Origin of the sequence: Candidatus Methylacidiphilum fumarolicum, assembly GCF_949774925.1 — a bacterium.
Lineage (GTDB): Bacteria > Verrucomicrobiota > Verrucomicrobiia > Methylacidiphilales > Methylacidiphilaceae > Methylacidiphilum > Methylacidiphilum fumarolicum.
The window spans coordinates 1,025,545-1,043,999 of the sequence record NZ_OX458932.1 but is presented as its reverse complement, the minus strand read 5'-3'; the positions used below and the strand labels follow the sequence as shown (position 1 = coordinate 1,043,999).

Annotated in this window: 17 protein-coding genes and 1 tRNA gene; 8 read left to right on the top strand and 10 right to left on the bottom strand. The window is 39.8% G+C overall.

Features of this window, described 5'->3' with window-relative positions:
* Positions 1-109 precede the first annotated feature (109 nt).
* A tRNA-Gly gene (locus QOL44_RS04775) sits at positions 110-182 on the top strand.
* A 158-nt stretch (positions 183-340) separates the two neighbouring features.
* Here the strand turns inward: QOL44_RS04775 and QOL44_RS04770 are convergent.
* The 8 genes from QOL44_RS04770 to QOL44_RS04735 all read right to left on the bottom strand — a co-directional run bounded on the left by QOL44_RS04770 (position 341) and on the right by QOL44_RS04735 (position 9,904).
* Positions 341-1,411, bottom strand: coding sequence for a hypothetical protein (locus tag QOL44_RS04770; protein WP_009058985.1), 1,071 nt, complete (start codon positions 1,409-1,411; stop codon positions 341-343).
* Positions 1,412-1,481: 70 nt separating this feature from the next.
* Positions 1,482-2,321, bottom strand: a complete 840-nt coding sequence (locus QOL44_RS04765; protein ID WP_009058988.1) for a hypothetical protein — start codon at positions 2,319-2,321, stop codon at positions 1,482-1,484.
* Between the two features lie 61 nt (positions 2,322-2,382).
* Positions 2,383-4,005: a tetratricopeptide repeat protein gene (locus QOL44_RS04760; RefSeq protein ID WP_134372802.1), complete on the bottom strand. Its 1,623-nt coding sequence runs from the start codon at positions 4,003-4,005 to the stop codon at positions 2,383-2,385.
* 500 nt (positions 4,006-4,505) lie between these two features.
* A complete protein-coding gene (locus QOL44_RS04755) occupies positions 4,506-5,048 on the bottom strand; it encodes a hypothetical protein (RefSeq protein WP_194281582.1) in 543 nt (180 codons plus the stop codon).
* A gap of 175 nt (positions 5,049-5,223) precedes the next feature.
* A complete protein-coding gene (locus QOL44_RS04750) occupies positions 5,224-6,249 on the bottom strand; it encodes an OmpA family protein (RefSeq protein ID WP_045086664.1) in 1,026 nt (341 codons plus the stop codon).
* Positions 6,249-8,609, bottom strand: a complete 2,361-nt coding sequence (locus QOL44_RS04745) for a tetratricopeptide repeat protein (protein WP_009058993.1) — start codon at positions 8,607-8,609, stop codon at positions 6,249-6,251. The genes QOL44_RS04750 and QOL44_RS04745 overlap by 1 nt, the downstream gene beginning before the upstream one ends.
* Positions 8,610-8,655: 46 nt before the next feature.
* The gene (locus QOL44_RS04740; RefSeq protein ID WP_009058995.1) at positions 8,656-9,084 is read right to left on the bottom strand and encodes an ExbD/TolR family protein; all 429 of its coding nucleotides are present in this window, start codon (positions 9,082-9,084) and stop codon (positions 8,656-8,658) included.
* Between the two features lie 25 nt (positions 9,085-9,109).
* On the bottom strand, positions 9,110-9,904 hold the full coding sequence (locus QOL44_RS04735; RefSeq protein ID WP_009058997.1) for a MotA/TolQ/ExbB proton channel family protein: 795 nt from the start codon (positions 9,902-9,904) through the stop codon (positions 9,110-9,112).
* Between the two features lie 177 nt (positions 9,905-10,081).
* On the opposite strand from QOL44_RS04735, the gene QOL44_RS04730 reads away from it, so the two are divergent.
* Complete coding sequence (locus QOL44_RS04730) at positions 10,082-10,654, top strand: adenylate kinase family protein (RefSeq protein WP_009058999.1); 573 nt, start codon at positions 10,082-10,084, stop codon at positions 10,652-10,654.
* Position 10,655: 1 nt separating this feature from the next.
* Here QOL44_RS04730 and QOL44_RS04725 read toward each other — a convergent pair whose 3' ends face one another.
* A complete protein-coding gene (locus QOL44_RS04725) occupies positions 10,656-11,423 on the bottom strand; it encodes a glycosyltransferase family 2 protein (RefSeq protein ID WP_009059001.1) in 768 nt (255 codons plus the stop codon).
* An 80-nt stretch (positions 11,424-11,503) separates the two neighbouring features.
* Positions 11,504-12,634: a DNA polymerase III subunit delta gene (holA, locus tag QOL44_RS04720; RefSeq protein ID WP_009059004.1), complete on the bottom strand. Its 1,131-nt coding sequence runs from the start codon at positions 12,632-12,634 to the stop codon at positions 11,504-11,506.
* Between the two features lie 25 nt (positions 12,635-12,659).
* Here holA and QOL44_RS04715 point away from each other — a divergent pair, with 25 nt between their 5' ends.
* The 6 genes from QOL44_RS04715 to QOL44_RS04690 all read left to right on the top strand — a co-directional run bounded on the left by QOL44_RS04715 (position 12,660) and on the right by QOL44_RS04690 (position 18,346).
* Positions 12,660-13,169: an HIT family protein gene (locus tag QOL44_RS04715; RefSeq protein ID WP_009059006.1), complete on the top strand. Its 510-nt coding sequence runs from the start codon at positions 12,660-12,662 to the stop codon at positions 13,167-13,169.
* Positions 13,170-13,282: 113 nt separating this feature from the next.
* Positions 13,283-14,161, top strand: coding sequence for an ATP phosphoribosyltransferase (hisG, locus tag QOL44_RS04710; RefSeq protein ID WP_045086921.1), 879 nt, complete (start codon positions 13,283-13,285; stop codon positions 14,159-14,161).
* Between the two features lie 411 nt (positions 14,162-14,572).
* On the top strand, positions 14,573-15,535 hold the full coding sequence (locus QOL44_RS04705; protein WP_009059009.1) for a D-alanyl-D-alanine carboxypeptidase family protein: 963 nt from the start codon (positions 14,573-14,575) through the stop codon (positions 15,533-15,535).
* 48 nt (positions 15,536-15,583) lie between these two features.
* The gene (locus QOL44_RS04700) at positions 15,584-16,390 is read left to right on the top strand and encodes an undecaprenyl-diphosphate phosphatase (protein WP_009059011.1); all 807 of its coding nucleotides are present in this window, start codon (positions 15,584-15,586) and stop codon (positions 16,388-16,390) included.
* Between the two features lie 831 nt (positions 16,391-17,221).
* Positions 17,222-17,470 carry a hypothetical protein gene (locus QOL44_RS04695; RefSeq protein WP_009059013.1) on the top strand — a complete coding sequence of 83 codons (249 nt, stop codon included), beginning with the start codon at positions 17,222-17,224 and terminating at the stop codon, positions 17,468-17,470.
* A gap of 402 nt (positions 17,471-17,872) precedes the next feature.
* A complete protein-coding gene (locus QOL44_RS04690) occupies positions 17,873-18,346 on the top strand; it encodes a hypothetical protein (RefSeq protein ID WP_009059014.1) in 474 nt (157 codons plus the stop codon).
* The last annotated feature ends 109 nt before the right edge of the window (positions 18,347-18,455 follow it).

Genomic DNA, 18,455 nt, shown 5'->3' with positions numbered 1-18,455 from the left:
AGTGAAAAGATCTCTAGGAAAAATCAAACAAAGTAATAGACTTAAAACTTGATTTTTTAATGCTTCCGCCTCATTTTTAGACTACCTATCTTTTTTTAAAATAGAAACTGCGGGTGTAGCTCAGTTGGCAGAGCGCAACCTTGCCAAGGTTGACGTCGCGGGTTCAAATCCCGTCACCCGCTCATTTTTCAATGCAATCTCTCCAATCCTAACCCTAGATGTCTATTCCAACAACTCTCAAAGCTATTTGCCAGCTTATGAGAATAACACTAAATCACTAGATAGAGTCTAAGAAAAATTACTCAATAAAGCCTCTCTATCGATGATTCAACATTCTGCTTTACTTTTTGGAAATGATATAAAGTAAGGCCGTATCCAAAATCATCCAGAGAAGAGATAAGATAAGAACAATTTCCACAGCAATAAAGAAATTCGTCGCAATAAACTCCCTAGCAGAATTATAAGATTGTTCGACTCTATCCAACTTTACTTTTACTGCTGAAGCAATATCATCGATATCAAATTCCTTTTCTACATATTTATAAATCGTTCGAAGATGCCAATCGGATGCTATCTGGTTTACATTAGCAAAAACCGAATAGATTGATTCAACAATTGAAAGCTTGTCCTGCACAAAATTCATGCCTTCTTCAGAAAATTTCTGATATCTTTGAGGCATCATCCAAAATTTATACCAAGGAGGCAGATGAGCTAGAATAGATTGAACTTTGTCCAGTTCTCTATCCAATAAAAAATTATAAGAAAGTAAATTCCAATAAAGAGCATACACCAGCCGTATAATGTTCAAGATTACTTGAGATTCGTAAGAAGAAATGACAGCTCCGAACCGTTTAATCAAAATCAGTTCATTTTCATAATAGCCAAAATTGATTAGCTTTTCATTATCCATAACAAATTGGGATAAGCTATCGTAATTGGCTTCACCAGATACTATGCCATAAAGCCTCTTGTAATGCTCTTCTAGAAATTTTTCTGCGTCTTTTACACTCCCTGGCTCTAAAGAAAACACAGGAAATAGATCTAATTCCTCCAGCCGATAGACATACTGATAACTGGCAAATACCTTAGCTTGTTCAATCAAACTGTTGACAAAAGTTTTAACCCAAGACAATATACCCATTGAACCAACACGAATCGATTTTACTTCCGTTGCAAAGTATGTGAGAAAACCCATTTCTGCTTCCAGTGGAAAAGAGACTTCGATGAGACCAACGCCAAACTTATAGATTTGGGTAACCACTTGAGCTTTTGCCGTCATTTTGTCTTTAAAGGCAATAAGTTGAGTGGTTCTTGCTGAAATTTCTTTAACTATTCTATTAGCTTCCTCTCCTCCAAACTCAAGTTCCAAGCCTAAATCAAAAGGAATAAGAATGGAAACCTCTGATTTCATAATTGGAATTAACAAAAGGAATTCTAAAAATATACTCCAGAGTAAAGAAAAATGGAAAAGCCAATTGTAGTTACAAATCTACGGGTAATTTGCCTTTCCAGCACAAGACAGTAACAGAAAAAAGTTCCAGGGCAAAAGGCAAATAACCGAGATATCCTAAAATAGGCATTTCAAATATTGGGAAAAACCCCAAAAAGGGAATATGATAGACCCATCTGGGATCTGAATTCCAATTCCATGTTTCCCAACATAATCCACAAATTAAGACGCCAATAGCCAAAGAAATAACTGCTTTCCATTCACCTTCACTTAAATCGCTAAAAAGAATCGATCTTTTTTTAAACTTCGCATTGAGTGGTTCTGTTAAAAAGAAGAGAAAAATCCAGCATAAAGGATAAAATATATGAGGAAAACATAAAAGAAGCAGAAGAAAGCATAACCCCAAAACAAAAATTAATTCTTTGGAAGGGACGGAAATAGCAGGCCCTTTTTTTAAATTTTCAATCCATTTCCAATGCCTAACCCATTCAGAAGTGGTCAAAACAGCGGGTATAACGGTAGAAAAATTCAAAGAGGCAAACAAAAAATAACTAATAGGTCCAAACTTGTGGGAGCCTACATACTCCCAATTTTGCATTCTGAGATTTACCCCTTCGAATAGCCACCAGAAAGGAATAGACAACAAAAAGAAAAAAAGATAAGAAAATCCAGCCCTTGTCAGAGGAGATGCTCCTCTTTTCATGACTAGCATGCCATCGATCGTTAAAATGTATCCAACCCACAAAAAGAAAAAGAAATAATGAGTTCGAGCTCCTTCAAGGATCCCATTCATAATCCAGGAAAAAGCCAAGAGAATAATTCCAATATAAAAATGGATCGCAGCCACAGATTTAGCGCACTCCACTTTCATCTTTAAAAACAGGCATTAAAAAGTCACAAAACCAATCAATGAATCGCTATTAGTTTACACACTACCGGTTCATTGTAGCCATCTTAAATCTTATTTGCTGGGCAAGACGAGGATCCATGCCTTCTAATTTTAACAAATCCTTATCCCTCTGGCTATAATCATGGAGATGATTTTCAAGAAAAACGAGATTGATTAACGGTCGAATATCACCAGGGAGGGATTTCTCAGCTTTCCGCCACGCTTCAATTGCTTCAGGATAAAGGTGGAGTTCTTGATACAGACACCCCAAGTTAAACCATCCAATGCCAAAATCTGGATCTAGATTTACAGCTTTTTTGTAAGCATCCATCGCAACCAATCTTTCTCCTGCTCTCTGACTGAGGACACCAAAATTAAACCATCCATCTCGATCTTTTGGATTTAACTCTATGACGCGCATAAAACAAGCTCGAGCAAACTTTTCTTGCTCCATTTTCAACAGCACTAGACCAAGGTTATACCACACGGCCCCATTCGTAGGCTCCAAAAGACTCAGTTCCGTATAGGCTTCAGAGGCCTGCTCCCATTTGGAAAGTTCTCTATAAGAATCAGCCATCCCTACCCATGCTCGTATAGACTGTGGATTTAATCTTGCTGCTTTGGTAAAGGCACTGATAGCTTGTTCCCAATGATGCATTTTTTGATAGATTTCACCCATTAAAATCCAGGCGCTTACATGTCTGGGCCGATTTTCCACATAACTTTTCAGCTCTTCTACCGCTTTTTCGTATTGACCAATTTTATACAAACAGATCCCTAAGGGATAAGCAATTTCCTTTGAAAGGGCCCCTTCTTCACGAGCCTGAAGCAATGCATCAATAGCGGGATTCCACTCCTTCCTCCCAATTAATATTTGGGCAAATAAAACAGGATAATGATAATCAGAGGAATTCATGGCAATAGCTTTTCTGGCAGCAAAATCTGCCTTATCCCATAAAGATAACCTTAAATAATTTGCTGAGGCAGCAGCCCAGGCAACATCTAATTTTGGGTAGAGTTGAATCAAAATATCAGCGCTCTTTTCGATTTCATTTTTTTGAGTTCCCTGCCATAAATTTCTCCACTGGGTAGAAGAGGAGAGTAAGGAATTCTGCTCTCCTTTTTTCCTAATCGCTTCTAAGTTCTCTTGCCAAAAAGCAAACTCAACAAGCCGATCTGCTTTATCTAAGATTTCCAAAGGTCCATCAAGCACTCTTACCCTAACTAAGCTATTTTGAATGTCGATCCAATCAACAATTCCAATAGTTTGTCCTTTTTCATTAATGATGGGGCTACCAAGCAACACGCTAGCGGTCGGACCTGTAAAAAAAAGATGCTCGTTATCTTTTTCTGGCATTTCTTTTGGAACATATTTTGCAATCCTTCTAGGTTCCTCAGGGGTAGGAACAGGAATGTAAAATTCATTTCCTCCATTCGCAGGCCAACTTTCTCTCGAAACAATTCTTAGTGCCGAAAGGGATTTGCCTTCGACTTGAAGCAAGAGAAAATTTTTTTCTGGGTCCTTCACAATCCATCCAATATATTGCACAGGTCGAAAGTCCCATCTCTTTACCTCTTTAATCTTCCTTTCCCCATTAAAAACATCAGATAAGGTCAGCACTTTACCATCCGCGGATAGAACTATGCCTCTGATCCAATGGGTCATTCCATTTGAATCGGATAGAAAGAAATCAACAATTCTTGATGTCCAAAAATCGGAATCAAAAGATGATTCTTCTTCTGACTTAAGGGTTGAAAAAGATAAAAAGCTCAGAACGAGATAAAAAGAAAAAAAATAGGACCAATCATAAATACGAAAACAGGATAGTTTCACAACACACTATGAGGAGATGAAAATTTATACCCATATAAACAAAGCCAATCTAAAAATAAAGAAAAACTTATTATTAAAATTAAAAGAATAAATCGAACTGTTTTTGGTTTTCCGAACTGTTTTTGGTTTTCCGAACTGTTTTTGGTTTTCCATCCAACTAGAAATTGTGCAAATACCTCCTTATAGGAGAAGAAGATGGCGTTTAATACTTCTCTGGTGCTGCTCACCTACCAAAACAGTCTTATCCAATCCTCACATATCGGACAAAAGAAAAGCATCAAGAATCTTCTCATTTACTGCAAAAATCTTACAAAAGTGCTTAGAGCAAGCTACTATCCCTTTCGATGTGAATCCAATAAAGGCCCAACAGCATGAACAATCTTTTCAAGGGCAGGTCGTAAAGCATTGATATAATCTTCATTAAAGTCTCGATACCCATCATAAAGCCAAACGTGAGCTCTTTGAACGTTCCCAAAGGATCCTAGGTGAATCGCTTTGGATTCTTTTGAAGGATAATAGTCAGCAAAAAGTCGAACGACGATATCAGTAGCAGCATTTGTACCTATAAAAGAGTATCGCCAGCGGCCTAAATCAACCCTTAGAATTGGTATGCCTTCCTTAGCTTGACTAAGTTTATCGATCCTTTTTACCTCCAAAGAAGGATAAGCTTTTTTAAAGGCATTAATCGTTTCTTGATAAAGAATATCCCTCTGTGAAAGATAATCATACCTCGATAAAACAAACTCCGGCGGCCTATTAAACCATGCTTCATGAATAACTAAAATATATACGGCTTTGTCGTTTGCGTTCGTTGAGGATTTTCCTATGCTCTTGGAGAAAACATCAAAGAGAAAAACAAAAAAGAATAACAGCAAAAAACTGGTTTGAGCCTTTACTCGCACCTATTAAATTAGCCACTTTTTTTTAGAAAAACAACCTCAATGGAGGATTCTTCCTCCAGAGATAGATCTCTTTAATTGCTAAAAAAGCAATAGGTGTGGTTAGCCATAAAGGACAAATTGGATTGGGAATGCTGGGCAAGAGACTCGCTTATTCTTCAACTAGCGCTCGGATGACTATTTCTACTCTGCGATTTTTTGCCTGTTCTTCAATCGATCCTCTTGGATTAACAATGGGATGACTTTTCCCATACCCAGTAGAATGAAAATTATACATTCCTGCTGGCAAATGAGCTTCTAGCCATTGTTGGACAGCAAACGCTCTTTGTTCGCTTAACTGTAAATTATACATATTATCACCGAATGTGTCCGTATGACCGCCGATTTCCACATCGGCCCGATGGTATTTTTTCAAGATTTCTAGCACTTGGAAAAGAAGTGGTTCTGCATCAGCTTTTATGTTAGCCGAATCGAAATCAAAGAGGATATCGCTTGGCAAACGCAAAACTACTGGTTGTGGAATCCTTGGATCAAAATTAGCAGCTGCTTTGAACTGTGTTTGAATGTCATCCACCCCTGGTATTCCTTCTCCTCCGCTTGTCCCTGTTGGATGCGTCCCCGCTTGACCAGCTGCACTAGCTCCTGGAATTGGATCGTGTCCAAGACCTGAAGGTAGAATATTATTTGTATTTGGTACCCCCGAGGAGGAAGGTCCGATTATTAGATGAGAGATCATGGATTGAAGCTGGGATTTAGCATCCTCTTCATAGGGGCTTATGGCCGTGGGAGGTGTCGGAGATAATACAGCGACTTCAGGAGCTCCCCCAGGAACAACCGATGGCATTGGGATCCTAATCGGATTGGCTTGTGTGATGTCTTGAACTAGAGGATTAATAGCCTTGATCTGTTTCGGAGCTTCCAAAGCAGGAATAGGAGTAACCGATGGGCTTTTAGTTTCGGCTCTAGCTTGAAAAATGGAAGCCGGTAACTCAGCTCTTTTTAGATCTATCCTCCTATTAAATTTCTTCGCTGCATAAGGCAAAGAGAAATTTTTAATCCGCAAAGGACCAACTGTTAAAATTAGACCTAAATGCACGATTAGAGAAAGAATAACAGCTAAGGTAACCGTTTTCCTATCTAAGATTAGGGAAATGGAATGGAATGGTTCTGTTTTCATTAGGCGTCCGGTTTGAACTTCGGGTATTTTTCTTTTAGTTTTTTTTCCCAAAAAGCGGCCTGATCATTATCTCCAGCCTTAGAAAAAGAAAAAGCAGCTTTTTGCATGGCTTTGGGGGTAATAGTATCGTCTTGATAAATCAAACTCAAAGTCGTGTAGGCTTTTGCTGCTTCCCGATAATTTTTTTGAGCCAAATAGTTATCTCCGATAAGCATCCTGGCTTTGGCATTATTCTCTCCTTCAGGTTCCTTTAACAATACCTCTTCTAAGTTTTTCTGTGCATCGGCAAACTGCCCTAGAGCAATTTGTGTCTCAGCTAAGCCTAAAAGGACAGGCGAATTGGAAGCGTTTTGAGGATCTGCCTTCTGAAATTCAAGATAATAAGTATTAGCCTCTTTCCAATTCATTAGCTTGCGTTCTGTTTCAGCCAGCTGCCAAAGGCTTGAAATATAGTACTTTTCTTTAGATTGAGCAGTTTGAATGACTTTTTTAAAATAGAAAACGGCTAAATCGAGTTTCCCCTTTTGTAAAAGTCGAGAAGCTATCCAATAGTAAAGTTCTGTTGGAATCGATTCAGCTCCTTTTTTATAATTGTCTTCGTAAGATTGGACATAGGAGCAGACTTTTTCAACATCATCTTGGTGATAAGCAATCCAGGCAAGCATCAATGTAGCTGCCAAGTAGAGTTTTTCAGGTTCGGCTTCTCTAGCTAAAGAAAAATACTCTTTTGCCGCTTCATACTCTTTATTATCATATTTTGATTGTCCAACAATCCACGCTGCAACCCCACGATAAGAAGAATGTGGATATTCGCTCAAAACTTTCTGCATAGTCTCCGCTGCCAAGCTATTTTCTTTTAGATCGTATGCTAAAATACCAATTTGCTCAAGGCAACTTTGCCTTTCTGGATCAGTTCTTTTAACGGATCCAAGAGCTTCCTGCCAGTATTTCAATGCTTCTTTCTTTTCCCCACCTTTCTCGAGGACACTCGCAAGATGCATCTTCACATGAACGATTTCCCTCGATTTGGGGTATTCGGTTAAGAACTTTTTAAAAAGCTCGGCTGCTTCACTCCACTTTTCAAGACCATACATAGCATTAGCTCGCCCAAGCAGAATAGCCTCTTTGGGGACTAAGCTCGAATGAGCGGATTCCAATTTTTCCCATATCGGAAGAGCCAAAGTAAATTTTCCGGTTCTGTTAAAGTCTTCTGCTTCCAAATAAAGTAGAGGATAGGTATAGGGAGAGGAGGGATATTGTGAGAAAAATTGCTGGGCATTTTTTTCCAACGAACCTTGCTCCAGATAATAATTAGCTACTATTTTTCTGTATACAGCCAAATCAACCAACGAGGATTTTGGATAATTGGCAAGAAATAAATCAATAACCGAAAGAGCTTTCGAATAGTCTTTAATCTCTATATAGGCAGTTGATAAATCTAAGAGAATATTTTCTTTCTGGTTTTCTATAAATCCATCCTTATGTTTTTCATAAAATTGAATCGCTTCCTTATATCTGTTTTGAGATAGGTAAAATTCAAAAAGACCGCTGTTAGCTATTCTATTCCATTCCGTATAGGGAGGCCCTCCTGAAGCTTGTGTTAAATAATGTTCGGCTTCTTTTGCCTGTCCAGATTTCCAAGCTGCCCAACCACATCGTGTCAAAGCTTTTGATTTTGTTTGAGGATCTTTACTTTCATGTAAAACAATGGACCAAAATTCTAAAGCATGCCCCCAATCGAAAATAGATTCATAATACGTTGCCAATACCGCAGCAGCATCAACCCTTAGATCTGCGGATTTCTCAACCAATTCTCTGAGTCTGCACACTCCTTTTTCTTCTTCACCTATTCGAAGTTGACATAATGCAAGAAGAAAACTAGCAGCATTGGCCGTCTGAGGATCGGCTTTTTCCAGAGCTATTTTGAGCGCTCCAGCCGCTTGGGCAAAATTACCTAATTCTGATAATAACTTGCCTTCCCAAAAATAGGCTGTGGGTGCAAAAGCACTCGATGGATCGCTTTGAACAAGCAGTTGATAAATTTTAATTGCATCCTCTTTTCTTCCGATCAGCCGATAGCAATCAGCCATTGAATAAAGTGCTTCAGTTTTTTTCCCTGGAGATAATAACGGCAGTATTCTATAAAATATTTTTATTGCCTCTTCATACTCACCTTGCCTATAAAGGGCTATCGCTCTATCTAAATCAACATCTGCCGTAGGAATGATTTCCACACCCTGAGCCTGTTTCTCAGTCCGAGCTAAAAGCTTTGCATTCGACATCCAAAAAAGAAAGAGGATAACAAAGAAATACAAGCTGATAAGAAGCGGTTTGTTCCAAGATCTTTTACTACATTTCATTCCTTTACATCTTCGGAACTTTTATAAAATTTTAACCATCTTTCTTTCATTGTGAAGAAGTCATATCGGGTCGGTTTGTCGCAAAAGCAATATTCCAGGCATTAACTGCTCGACAAACATCTAATACTTTTATCACTTCTTTGTAACTTGTTTCTTCATCCGCACGAATAATTATTGCCTGATCAGGATATTGCTGAATCACTCCTCTGATAATTTCTTCTAGTTCTTTGGCTGAGACAACCCTATGATTTAAATTGACTTGCCCATCTTTGGTAATATTGATGATTACTTCACCTGGTAACCTCTTGGGTAACTCCCCATTTTTCGCTTTGGGTATTTTCACTTCTAGATCAGCTTCATATCGGGCTAAATTCCAAGTCAAAAGGAAGAAGGAAAGCAAAAACAAAATTACATCAATCATGGGTGCAAGCTGTAAGCCGATCTGTTCAACCCCTACTCTTTTTCTGAAATTCATACGTTAAACTTTTCCTCCACCTTCCTTATGCTTCCTTATTTTCTTCACTCGATTCATCCACATCATAAGATCCAGAAGCAAAAGCTTTGACTTCTGGTGCAGGCTTGTCCTGGATTTTCTTGTTCAAAAGGTAAACTTCTTGAACCCAAATGACTGACCGCTCTTCAAACACAGAGATTAGATATTGAACCCTTCCCCTAAAAAAAGAATAGAAAAACATGGCCGAAATGCCAACAATCAGTCCAATAGCAGTAGAGACAAGAGCTTGAGATACGCCTCCAGCAAGCAAGAGTGTCCGCATTGGCGAAGGTTCGGCAGCGATCGAGCCAAAAGATCTTAATATCCCAACGACCGTTCCAAAAAGACCTAACATTGGAGCAATCACTCCCGCATCAAGTAAATAAAGTATTCTTTGGTTGAGTAGAGAGGAAAATCCGCTTCCAAAAGCTTCAGCTACGGAAGTCACTGATTCTAGATCTGCATCTTTATGCTTAGATAAAAAATTCAATACTTCTTTTAACAGACGGGCACAGCCTTCAGATCGGTTTTTTATTACTTCTGCAACTAAAAAAAGATCCTGTTTCTTAAGGGCATTTTCTATCCGTCTGTCAAGATCTTTTGTCCAAACAGCTGATAGGCGTAGAGAAGCAAAATAGTAGAAAATTAAGGCAACAACCAAAAAAGAAATAAAAAAAAGAGGCAGTATAACCCACCCCCCCGATTTTAGGAGATCCAATACAGTAATGGGTTTCGACGCTCCCTCTTCCGCCAAGACACCTAAAAAGGGAAAAACAAAATCCAACAGATAGGTAATTTTCATAGATAACAACTATTTATACTCGCATAGGCTTTTAGATAATTAAAAAGAAATTACAAAGAAAAGTCATGAATTCTTTCATTTTTAGTTTATCAAATAAGATTCCTTTGGCAATCTTGATTGAATATTGAAAAAAGCTAGTTTTTTTTATATTGGCTTTTAAATAAATTGAAAATCAACGTGAAGTACAAATCTCTATTACTTATTGGTGCTCCAGGTTCTGGAAAAGGAACCCAAGGAAAAATCTTAGGAACGATTCCTGGGTTCTTTCATTTTTCATCTGGAGAGCTTTTTCGATCCGTGGATTCAAACAGTGTTATCGGCAAAACGTTCTTGGAATATTCTTCAAAAGGATTACTTGTCCCAGATGATATTACTATCCAGCTTTTTAACTCTTATATTGATCAAATGATATCGGAAGGCAGATTTCGACCGAAAGTGGACTATTTGGTATTAGATGGCCTGCCAAGAAATGTTCGTCAATGGCATATTCTGTCCGAAAAAGTAGAAATTCTTTTTGTCTATCACCTGTACTGCTCGGATCGTAGTATCCTTGTTTCTAGACTTAAAGGTCGAGCTGTTCAGGATCATCGAGTGGACGATACAGAAGAAGTCATCAGAAAACGTTTCGAGATCTATGAAAGAGAAACAAAACCCCTCCTGAATCTTTTTTCTGCGACTCAACTCAAAGAAATCGACTGTTCTGCTCTACCCTACCAGGTTTTACGTCGGATCCTAGAACCCTTACCCTGACTTAATTGGGTATCTTTTTAGCTGGATTGATGGCTGGATGGGAGGCAAGCCGGCCTTTAAATTGTCTTTTACAAAACCAGACCATCCCTATCAAATCGACGGTAGCTTGAATGGCTCTTTTCCATGAAATTACTTTGCTTTTGCCTGCTCTTCTTGGACGATGGTTTACGGGACATTCACCTACCCTATATCCCATTGCTTGAGCAAGAGCCGGGATAAACCTATGCATGCCATTCCATCCTGGAAGTCTTTTGGCTAATTCAGACCTCATAACTTTCAGCGAACAGCCTGTATCACGCGTGTTATCACCTAAAAGAGAGGACCGAATTTTGTTGGCTATTTTGGAAGAGATTTTTCTAAACCAACTATCTTTTCTGTGGATCCTTAAACCGGTTATTAAATCTAATCCCTCCTCATTCAGCTTATAATACAATTTTTCCAGATCCCTTGGATCGTTTTGAAGGTCCGCATCCATAAAAGCTACATATCGACCGGCAGCTTGACTGATTCCAAAATACATAGCCGCACTCTGACCACTTCTTTCTGTTAAATCTAGCCAAATTACAGGAAATCTGGGTGTTGCCGCTGGACGCTCATAGCAATCCGTACTAGCATCGTTCACCATGATAATTTCGACATGAAGACCCAAAGCTGGAAGGCATTGGTCAAGCTCGGTGAGCAAAGCTGGAATATTTTCCGCTTCATTATGAAATGGAATAATTACCGATAGATCTACCGGTTCCGATCTCTCATTGGATGTCGTCATCATTTTCTATGGCCGCTCTTGGATCTTGTCCATGATATCCATGGCTACAATTTTGCTTTCTAATATTAAAAGTACAAGCTGTTTTAAACGGAGTCTTTAGACTTTTCTATTACTTTTTCATAATATATTTTCAGTTTAATAAGTAGCCTTTCAAGCATCCTACCCCTAAGATCTGGAGAAATATTTCCAGAAATAAGTATTTTATTTGTCTCATAGGTGTGTCGAAGGGCCCATAACCAAAAATGTAAGTCTATGTTTTGAGCTAGTTGCAAATTCTGCCCAAAAGCCCATTGATTCACAAGCTCCCCAGATTTTTTTTTGGGATATAAAAAATAGCCCTCTTCTTTTAAAATAAGCTTCAAATATTTTCCTTTGCTTTGAACATCAAGCCAACCGATCTTCAATAAAACCAATCCAAGACACGCCCAGAAAATCCTTTGTGCTAAAGCAAGGAGTATTCCCATTTCTGAACCTCCCTCTTGCATCAAAATTTGCAATTCCACAAGAGCCAAATCGAATTTTGCGGAAATCACAAGATCACAAAGTCTCCAGATAACTGTTTCTCTTTTTCCACAAAGCAAATTGGAAATCTCTTCAGGTTGAATCTTTCCCTTTGCTCCAAGGAAAAGAGATAACTTTTCAATTTCCATATCAAGTAACGAACGCTGAGCTCCAGATTCCATTAATAGTTGCTGGCCTAAACTTTGATCTGCTTCGATTCCTCTTTCTTCCAACTTCTCCATCACTTCCAATAAAGAGGAAGGATCTAAAGGATCCAGCTTATCAGTTAGTTCGACATGAAATTGAGCCTTTAGCTCTTGAAAAAGCTTCTTTCTTTTGTCGATCGACTCAGCAAGAACGACCACAATGAGTTCATCAAGGAGGTTTTCTTGTAGTAAGTTAAAAAATTGACGAATATCCTCCTCTATTCTTTTATCTGCCAAACCATTGGCGGATAAAAAACTAGCCCCTTTCCAAAAAATAAGTTTCGTTGTAGCAAACAAAGAAGGAGTTGCTATTTCCTCACGCAATCGCTCAAGCAGGGCTAATATTTCACTCTGGCTCTCTCCTTCTTCTGCAATATGAATAATCTCTAGATTAGGATCTTTAGCTCTAAAGGATTCAATGAGAGCCCTTGCCTTTTTTTGGGCTTCATAGAAATCCTCGCCACCAAAAATAAAAACTCGACTTTTAGCGTCTGCTTTACTTTTCATAAATCAATAGATACATTTAAAAAAAATGGAACATCTTTGGGCTCCTTGGAGAAAAGCTTATTTTGAACGAGACTCTTCGGCAATTGATCATCTTTTTGAAATCATCGCTCAGAGTAGCGATGACGAAAAGAATTTTGTTTTAACAAGAGGAAAAACAACCTTTTCACTGCTCAATCGTTATCCATACAATACTGCCCATTGTATGGTCGTTCCTTATAGAATAATTAAAAGTATCACGGAATTGACTGACACAGAAATGCTAGAATGCTTTCATACTTTAAATAGACTTTGTAAAAGTATTCAGAAGCTTTTTTCTCCTCATGGTTTTAATGTGGGCTTAAATGTTGGTGCAGCTGCTGGGGCAGGTATCGAAAGTCATCTTCATTGGCATCTTGTCCCGCGCTGGAAAAATGACACGAATTTCATTACCACCATCGGTAATACCCGTGTCCATCCAGACGATCTTCCTACCGTATACAGACTCCTTAGGGAAGATCTTTCCAAAGATTTCATCGCTCAAGAAGAAATTAAATAGCCCTATGAGTCCCTATTCTCTTTTTTTTCCTTCTCCATTTTGGTCTTACTTATCAAAAGGAACAAAAAGATCTTTACAAAACCAAAAGATTGGATAGAGTTGAAGCTTTTCCCATGAATGTTTTGAAATTAAGATTTGGACTACCAAAAGGAAGCTTGGAAGAGGCGACAATCGATCTGTTTGCAAAAGCTGGTTATGTTGTCGCTCGGAACAGTCGTGATTATCGGCCTGCTATAGATGACGAGGAGCTAGAAGTCAGACTGGTTAGACCCCAAGAAATTGCCCGATATGTAGAACAAGGTTTTTTGGATTGCGGCATTACAGGCAGAGATTGGATATTAGAAAACCATGCAGACGTCCATGTTATTTGTGAACTCAGATATAACAAAACAACATCTGCACCGGTAAAATGGGTTCTTGCTGTCCACGAAAACTCTCCTATTCAAAAGCCTACAGATCTCCAAGGTAAGTGGATAGCCACGGAAGCTGTTAATATGGTCAAGCAATACTTAAAAAGAATTGGGGTTGAAGCTCATGTAGAATTTTCATGGGGAGCCACAGAAGTAAAAGTGCCTGAATTGGTCGATGCCATTGTCGACATAACGGAAACAGGCTCTTCCCTTAGAGCAAACCATCTACGGATAGTGGATACGATATTAGAAAGCTATCCTCAATTCATCTGTTCTCATGCAGTATGGGAAAACAAAGAAAAAAGAAAAAAACTTACTTCAATGGCTCTTCTCTTGCAATCTGCTCTAAATGCGCGGAATAAAGTTGGTCTAAAGATGAACGTACCCAAAGAAAATTTAAATGCGATATTAAAAATTTTACCAGCTCTCCGAAATCCCACTGTATCTCCCTTGGCCGATTGTCAATGGGTAGCAGTGGAAACGATTCTGGATGAAAGCTCAGTAAGGGAACTTGCCCCACGACTAAAAGAAATGGGAGCAGAGGGAATAATAGAATATTCGTTAAACAAAATCATTTACTAAAAATTTGTTGGACATGGGATCACTTAAAAAACGCCGCAAGGCAAAAATGAATAAACATAAGCGCCGAAAACGAAGGCGAGCCAATAGACATAAAAAGAGGCTTCGATACAAAGCTTAAATTGGCTTTTCCATTCCTAAGAGAATGGTGTCCGGTATTTGCTAGCAAATAGTCGGACTCAACTGGCAAATAGCAGTGGAATGATTCCAATTCGTTGGGATCGAATGCTGCAAAAGGAGTGGAGCCATTCTAGCTAGTCTTCTCAAGAGATGCCTTGTAGAAAAAAGGTACAAAAACTGATCTAGCGTATCATAAGTCTCTTTGTGCAAGCTAGCTCATAAAAGGGTGTAGACCTCGTGCCAGACTAAAAAATTCTGGACAGCAGCCGATTCATGTTCTTATAATTTAGCATCATGAGTTGTTTTTATAGAGCTTACAGAAGACGATTAAAAAAAATATACGGTTGCTATTACCTTTCTTTTTCCCAGTTATCCATTTTTTCTTTTTTATCCCTTCTCTTTTTAATTATTACAATCATTGCCCCTCCTAACCAACTTTTGGCAAGGAGCAGATCGCATCATTCATATAAAGGAGGGATTAGAGATCTTAGTTACGAGCAAGTCAACTCTCTTGTCCAGGCCAGTGGAGTCCTCCTCTACGATGCTACCTCTCACAAAGTACTTTTTGCAAGAAATGAGGATGTTCCCTATGCCCCTGCTAGTACCACCAAGCTTATGACTGCTTTGGTCGCTTACGATAAAACAGCATTCAAAGGTAGCGTACGTATCAAAAGAGAAGACACACTAGTGCAACCATCTCATGTTCCTCTTATTGCAGGAGAAATTGTTCCAGTCAATCAACTGATAGAAGAACTTCTAATCGGTTCTTGTAATGATGCCGCTTTGGCCCTAGCTAGATATTGTAGTGGCTCCGTTGAGAAATTTGTTGAAGAGATGAATCAAAAAGCGGCCTCTTTAGGCTGTCGGAATACCCATTTTGTTAATCCTCATGGGCTATTTGAACCTGGACAGTATACAACAGCTCAAGATCTCATGCGAATCTTTCAAGCGGCCATAAAGAATCCGATTATTAACCAAATCTGCCAAACCAGAAAAATTCATTTTCAAAATGGAGGCATCTCCAGAGTTATGTATAACCATAACCGATTACTGGGCAGTTATATGGGCATGGGACCAGCAAAGACAGGATGGACTAGAATTTCCTTACATACTTATGCAGCTTCCTGTGAAAGAAACGGCCATACTCTTTATCTGACCTTACTGCATAGCCCCGATAAATGGTATGACGCTCGAATCCTATTCGATTATGGATTTTCTCAAACTAAGCCACAATATACACTCGAGGAGAAATTCTAACGCTTTGAAAGAAGCAATGACCCTGATTTTTTTTAGCTGTCTTTCATTATGAATGACATATGGCAGACTATCCTTTTAGGGATTATCGAGGGGATTAGTGAATTTCTTCCTATATCAAGTACTGGCCATCTCCTTATTGCAGAGCATTGGATGGGAGAAAAATCTGAAACTTTCAACATTTTTATCCAGCTTGGAGCTGTCTTGGCCGTTTGTCTTATTTATAAAGAACGGGTTTCTAGTTTTTTTTTCTTGTGGAAGAATAAAGAAAAAATTCCCTACTTTTTGAAACTTGGTTTAGCTTTCTTCATTACTGCGTTGCTTGGATTATGGGTAAAAAAAATGGGATGGGAGCTTCCTAAAGATCTTGGACCAGTAATCATCGCCATTTTTGGTGGAGCATTTTGGATCTACTTTGTCGAAAAAGTGTCTTGTCGCAATCAATCTTTTGTGGAAGATATAAGCTGGTTAACTGCCATAGCTGTTGGGGTAAGTCAGGTTGTGGCAGGGGTTCTACCTGGATTTTCAAGATCAGCTGCTACTATTCTTATGGCTGTACTCTTCGGAGTGTCACGACCTGCCGCTACTGAATTTGCTTTTCTGCTAGGCATTCCAACTATGTTTGCCGCAAGCCTTTTTTCTTGGGTAGAACAGACTAATTTTTTAAAAGTACCTCCTACTGACCCTCCTCTCACCCTTTTTCTGGGATTTTTCGTTTCAGCCATCGTTGCTTTCATTGCTGTCAAATGGCTCCTTTCTTTTATTCAAACACACACATTTATTCCCTTTGTCTGGTATCGAGTTGGACTTGGGCTTATCCTCTTGATGATCTTTGCAATTGAATGGAAATCCCATTAACCACTCTTTATCTCAAAAGAGGTCCCATCCAACAGAGCCAAGCTCTTACTCCCTCTGCAGTCAAGACAGAAATAACTGCGCGCTCTTCAAGGACCTATTTGACCGCAAAGAGTAAATAATAGTTATGGATATTGCCATGCCAATCTAGTTATAAATAGGCATGGCGAACTTTTATTCGCAGACGAGGTTTGGTGCGCTGATCGGTCGAAGCGTAAACAGACGGTAGCAAAAGGCGATGGGAAAGGGTGTTAGCCCCTAAGCGGACTCCGACAAACAGGTAGTATTACCCCCCATGAGGACTATCTTCGGATGATTGGCCAAAAGGTGACGAGATCACCCCGTAAGCTCCTACACAAGAGTCTCCAGCGCAGATCAAAAGGAGGATCAGCGGAAAGCTCTGGTAAGGTTTTCTCTGGCTGAAGGCAAGACGGTGACCGAACGGCTGGAGGATTGAAAGCAGCGGACTAAACTACCAGAGAAAGAATTTTCTCACGTCTGATAGAGCTGGGGGGAACGGGCCGATGTCTTCGATGGTCGTGGTGACTCACAAGGACCGGCTGGTCCGATTCGGTTTCGAATGGCCCCTAGAAGTTTTACCCCTCTCTTAGGACCAAACTCACCCCCATGAACGGGCGAATCCCTCTCTCTGCAGGAAGAGATGCTTAAGGATTTCCTTTCGATCCTCCACTGCTTTCCCAAGCCCTCTTTTTGGTTTGCGTCAATACAAAAGAAAAGATTAAAGGCCATGGGGAAAACCAATAAAGCCGGATAAGATACTGAGGCGAACGATATTGAGCGGAGAGTCAACAACTCAACCGGAAGAAGCCCCAGATGCCAAAGGATCACTGCCTTCGTTACGCAGCCGAGAAGGATCGTTTTCTTGTCTCTTTCTCTGGCTTGAACTGCTTCGCTGAAAGCTTAGGCAAACGCGGGAAACGGGACAAGCTGGTGACAGAAGGTCGGACTTTTGAAGAGAAGGAAAGACAGTACATCTTTCTCATGAGTCATGAAGGTGGCAAAAGGGTTGTCATTCCTTTATCAGTTAACTTAAAGCTTCAGGACATGATTTGCCCTGTTTAAAAAAAAAGAGGCGGGAATTCCTTACGCAGCGCAACGACAAATTCCGAAGCGATTATATGGAGAAGCAGTCGGAATAGAGGGTGGACTTTCTGAAGTTTTCATAGATGGCCACGAAAAGAAATATTTTCTAAGCTCTCTAATATCATAAAAAGGAAGGAAAGAAACGGTACCACCTCCAAGCAATTAGTAAGAATACAGGGAAGGCAACTAAACCAAGACGCATCCGCAAGCACAGCCTGGGGGATAAAAAGTGACTACCTCTTTTGCGCAAGGGGTAGACAAAAATAGAGCGGCCAATAAACATAAGCCTAAGCCCTCTTCTTACATTACAAAGACCTTCAGTAATTGTTTCTTAGGGTTGGGAACGCTTCAAGTAAAGAGCATTCTAGGCGCATCCTACAAATGCGCAGCTGTTTGCTTCAAGAGCGAATCGATTTTCTGGAGTCGGCGGAAGGTTTCCGTCGAGAGAAGGCCAACCCAGCCTATAGCTCTATGGCTTTGATGCGAAGCGGGTATGTCCATCCAAAGAATTGCAGGGGAGATAGGTTTGTATGCCTGCTTGGTGGGTATGCGAGCTATGCGGATGGGGTTGGCGCATATAACCTCAAAGAAAGGATCGAAGATCGGGAGATTTCTCTATGGACTCAGCAGAACCTGCTGCTTGCGATGCATTTGGAAAGGAGTATCTGTAACAGCAGGCTACCGCCCGATTGCCATCCCGATGAAGGAGATTATTTCAGGGCAAACGACTCCAGACACCGGCCAACCGCAGCGGATGGACGCGAAGCGGGAGCGATTGCCATCGCGGCTAGTGAGAGTACCGGAGGATCTTCCGCCACTGGTCCATCAACACCACACCAATCCATCGGAGAATAAAATGGTCTTGGCAATTTCGGATCATCCCGACACAAAACCTAGGCGAAAAGAACGAACTCAGGGCCTGGGGTTAGCATGTCCCGAATATGTTTTAGTAAAAGGAAACTAT

Excerpts from the sequence above, each read along its gene's own strand:
- QOL44_RS04695 (WP_009059013.1), top strand. The coding sequence starts at position 17,222 with ATGCCAAAGGATCACTGCCTTCGTTACGCAGCCGAGAAGGATCGTTTT.
- QOL44_RS04715 (WP_009059006.1), top strand. The coding sequence starts at position 12,660 with ATGGAACATCTTTGGGCTCCTTGGAGAAAAGCTTATTTTGAACGAGAC.
- QOL44_RS04725 (WP_009059001.1), bottom strand. The coding sequence starts at position 11,423 with ATGATGACGACATCCAATGAGAGATCGGAACCGGTAGATCTATCGGTA.
- QOL44_RS04735 (WP_009058997.1), bottom strand. The coding sequence starts at position 9,904 with ATGAAAATTACCTATCTGTTGGATTTTGTTTTTCCCTTTTTAGGTGTC.
- QOL44_RS04740 (WP_009058995.1), bottom strand. The coding sequence starts at position 9,084 with ATGAATTTCAGAAAAAGAGTAGGGGTTGAACAGATCGGCTTACAGCTT.
- QOL44_RS04690 (WP_009059014.1), top strand. The coding sequence starts at position 17,873 with ATGCGCAGCTGTTTGCTTCAAGAGCGAATCGATTTTCTGGAGTCGGCG.
- QOL44_RS04700 (WP_009059011.1), top strand. The coding sequence starts at position 15,584 with ATGAATGACATATGGCAGACTATCCTTTTAGGGATTATCGAGGGGATT.
- QOL44_RS04705 (WP_009059009.1), top strand. The coding sequence starts at position 14,573 with ATGAGTTGTTTTTATAGAGCTTACAGAAGACGATTAAAAAAAATATAC.
- hisG (WP_045086921.1), top strand. The coding sequence starts at position 13,283 with ATGAATGTTTTGAAATTAAGATTTGGACTACCAAAAGGAAGCTTGGAA.
- QOL44_RS04745 (WP_009058993.1), bottom strand. The coding sequence starts at position 8,609 with ATGAAATGTAGTAAAAGATCTTGGAACAAACCGCTTCTTATCAGCTTG.
- QOL44_RS04750 (WP_045086664.1), bottom strand. The coding sequence starts at position 6,249 with ATGAAAACAGAACCATTCCATTCCATTTCCCTAATCTTAGATAGGAAA.
- QOL44_RS04765 (WP_009058988.1), bottom strand. The coding sequence starts at position 2,321 with ATGAAAGTGGAGTGCGCTAAATCTGTGGCTGCGATCCATTTTTATATT.
- QOL44_RS04770 (WP_009058985.1), bottom strand. The coding sequence starts at position 1,411 with ATGAAATCAGAGGTTTCCATTCTTATTCCTTTTGATTTAGGCTTGGAA.
- holA (WP_009059004.1), bottom strand. The coding sequence starts at position 12,634 with ATGAAAAGTAAAGCAGACGCTAAAAGTCGAGTTTTTATTTTTGGTGGC.
- QOL44_RS04760 (WP_134372802.1), bottom strand. The coding sequence starts at position 4,005 with ATGACCCATTGGATCAGAGGCATAGTTCTATCCGCGGATGGTAAAGTG.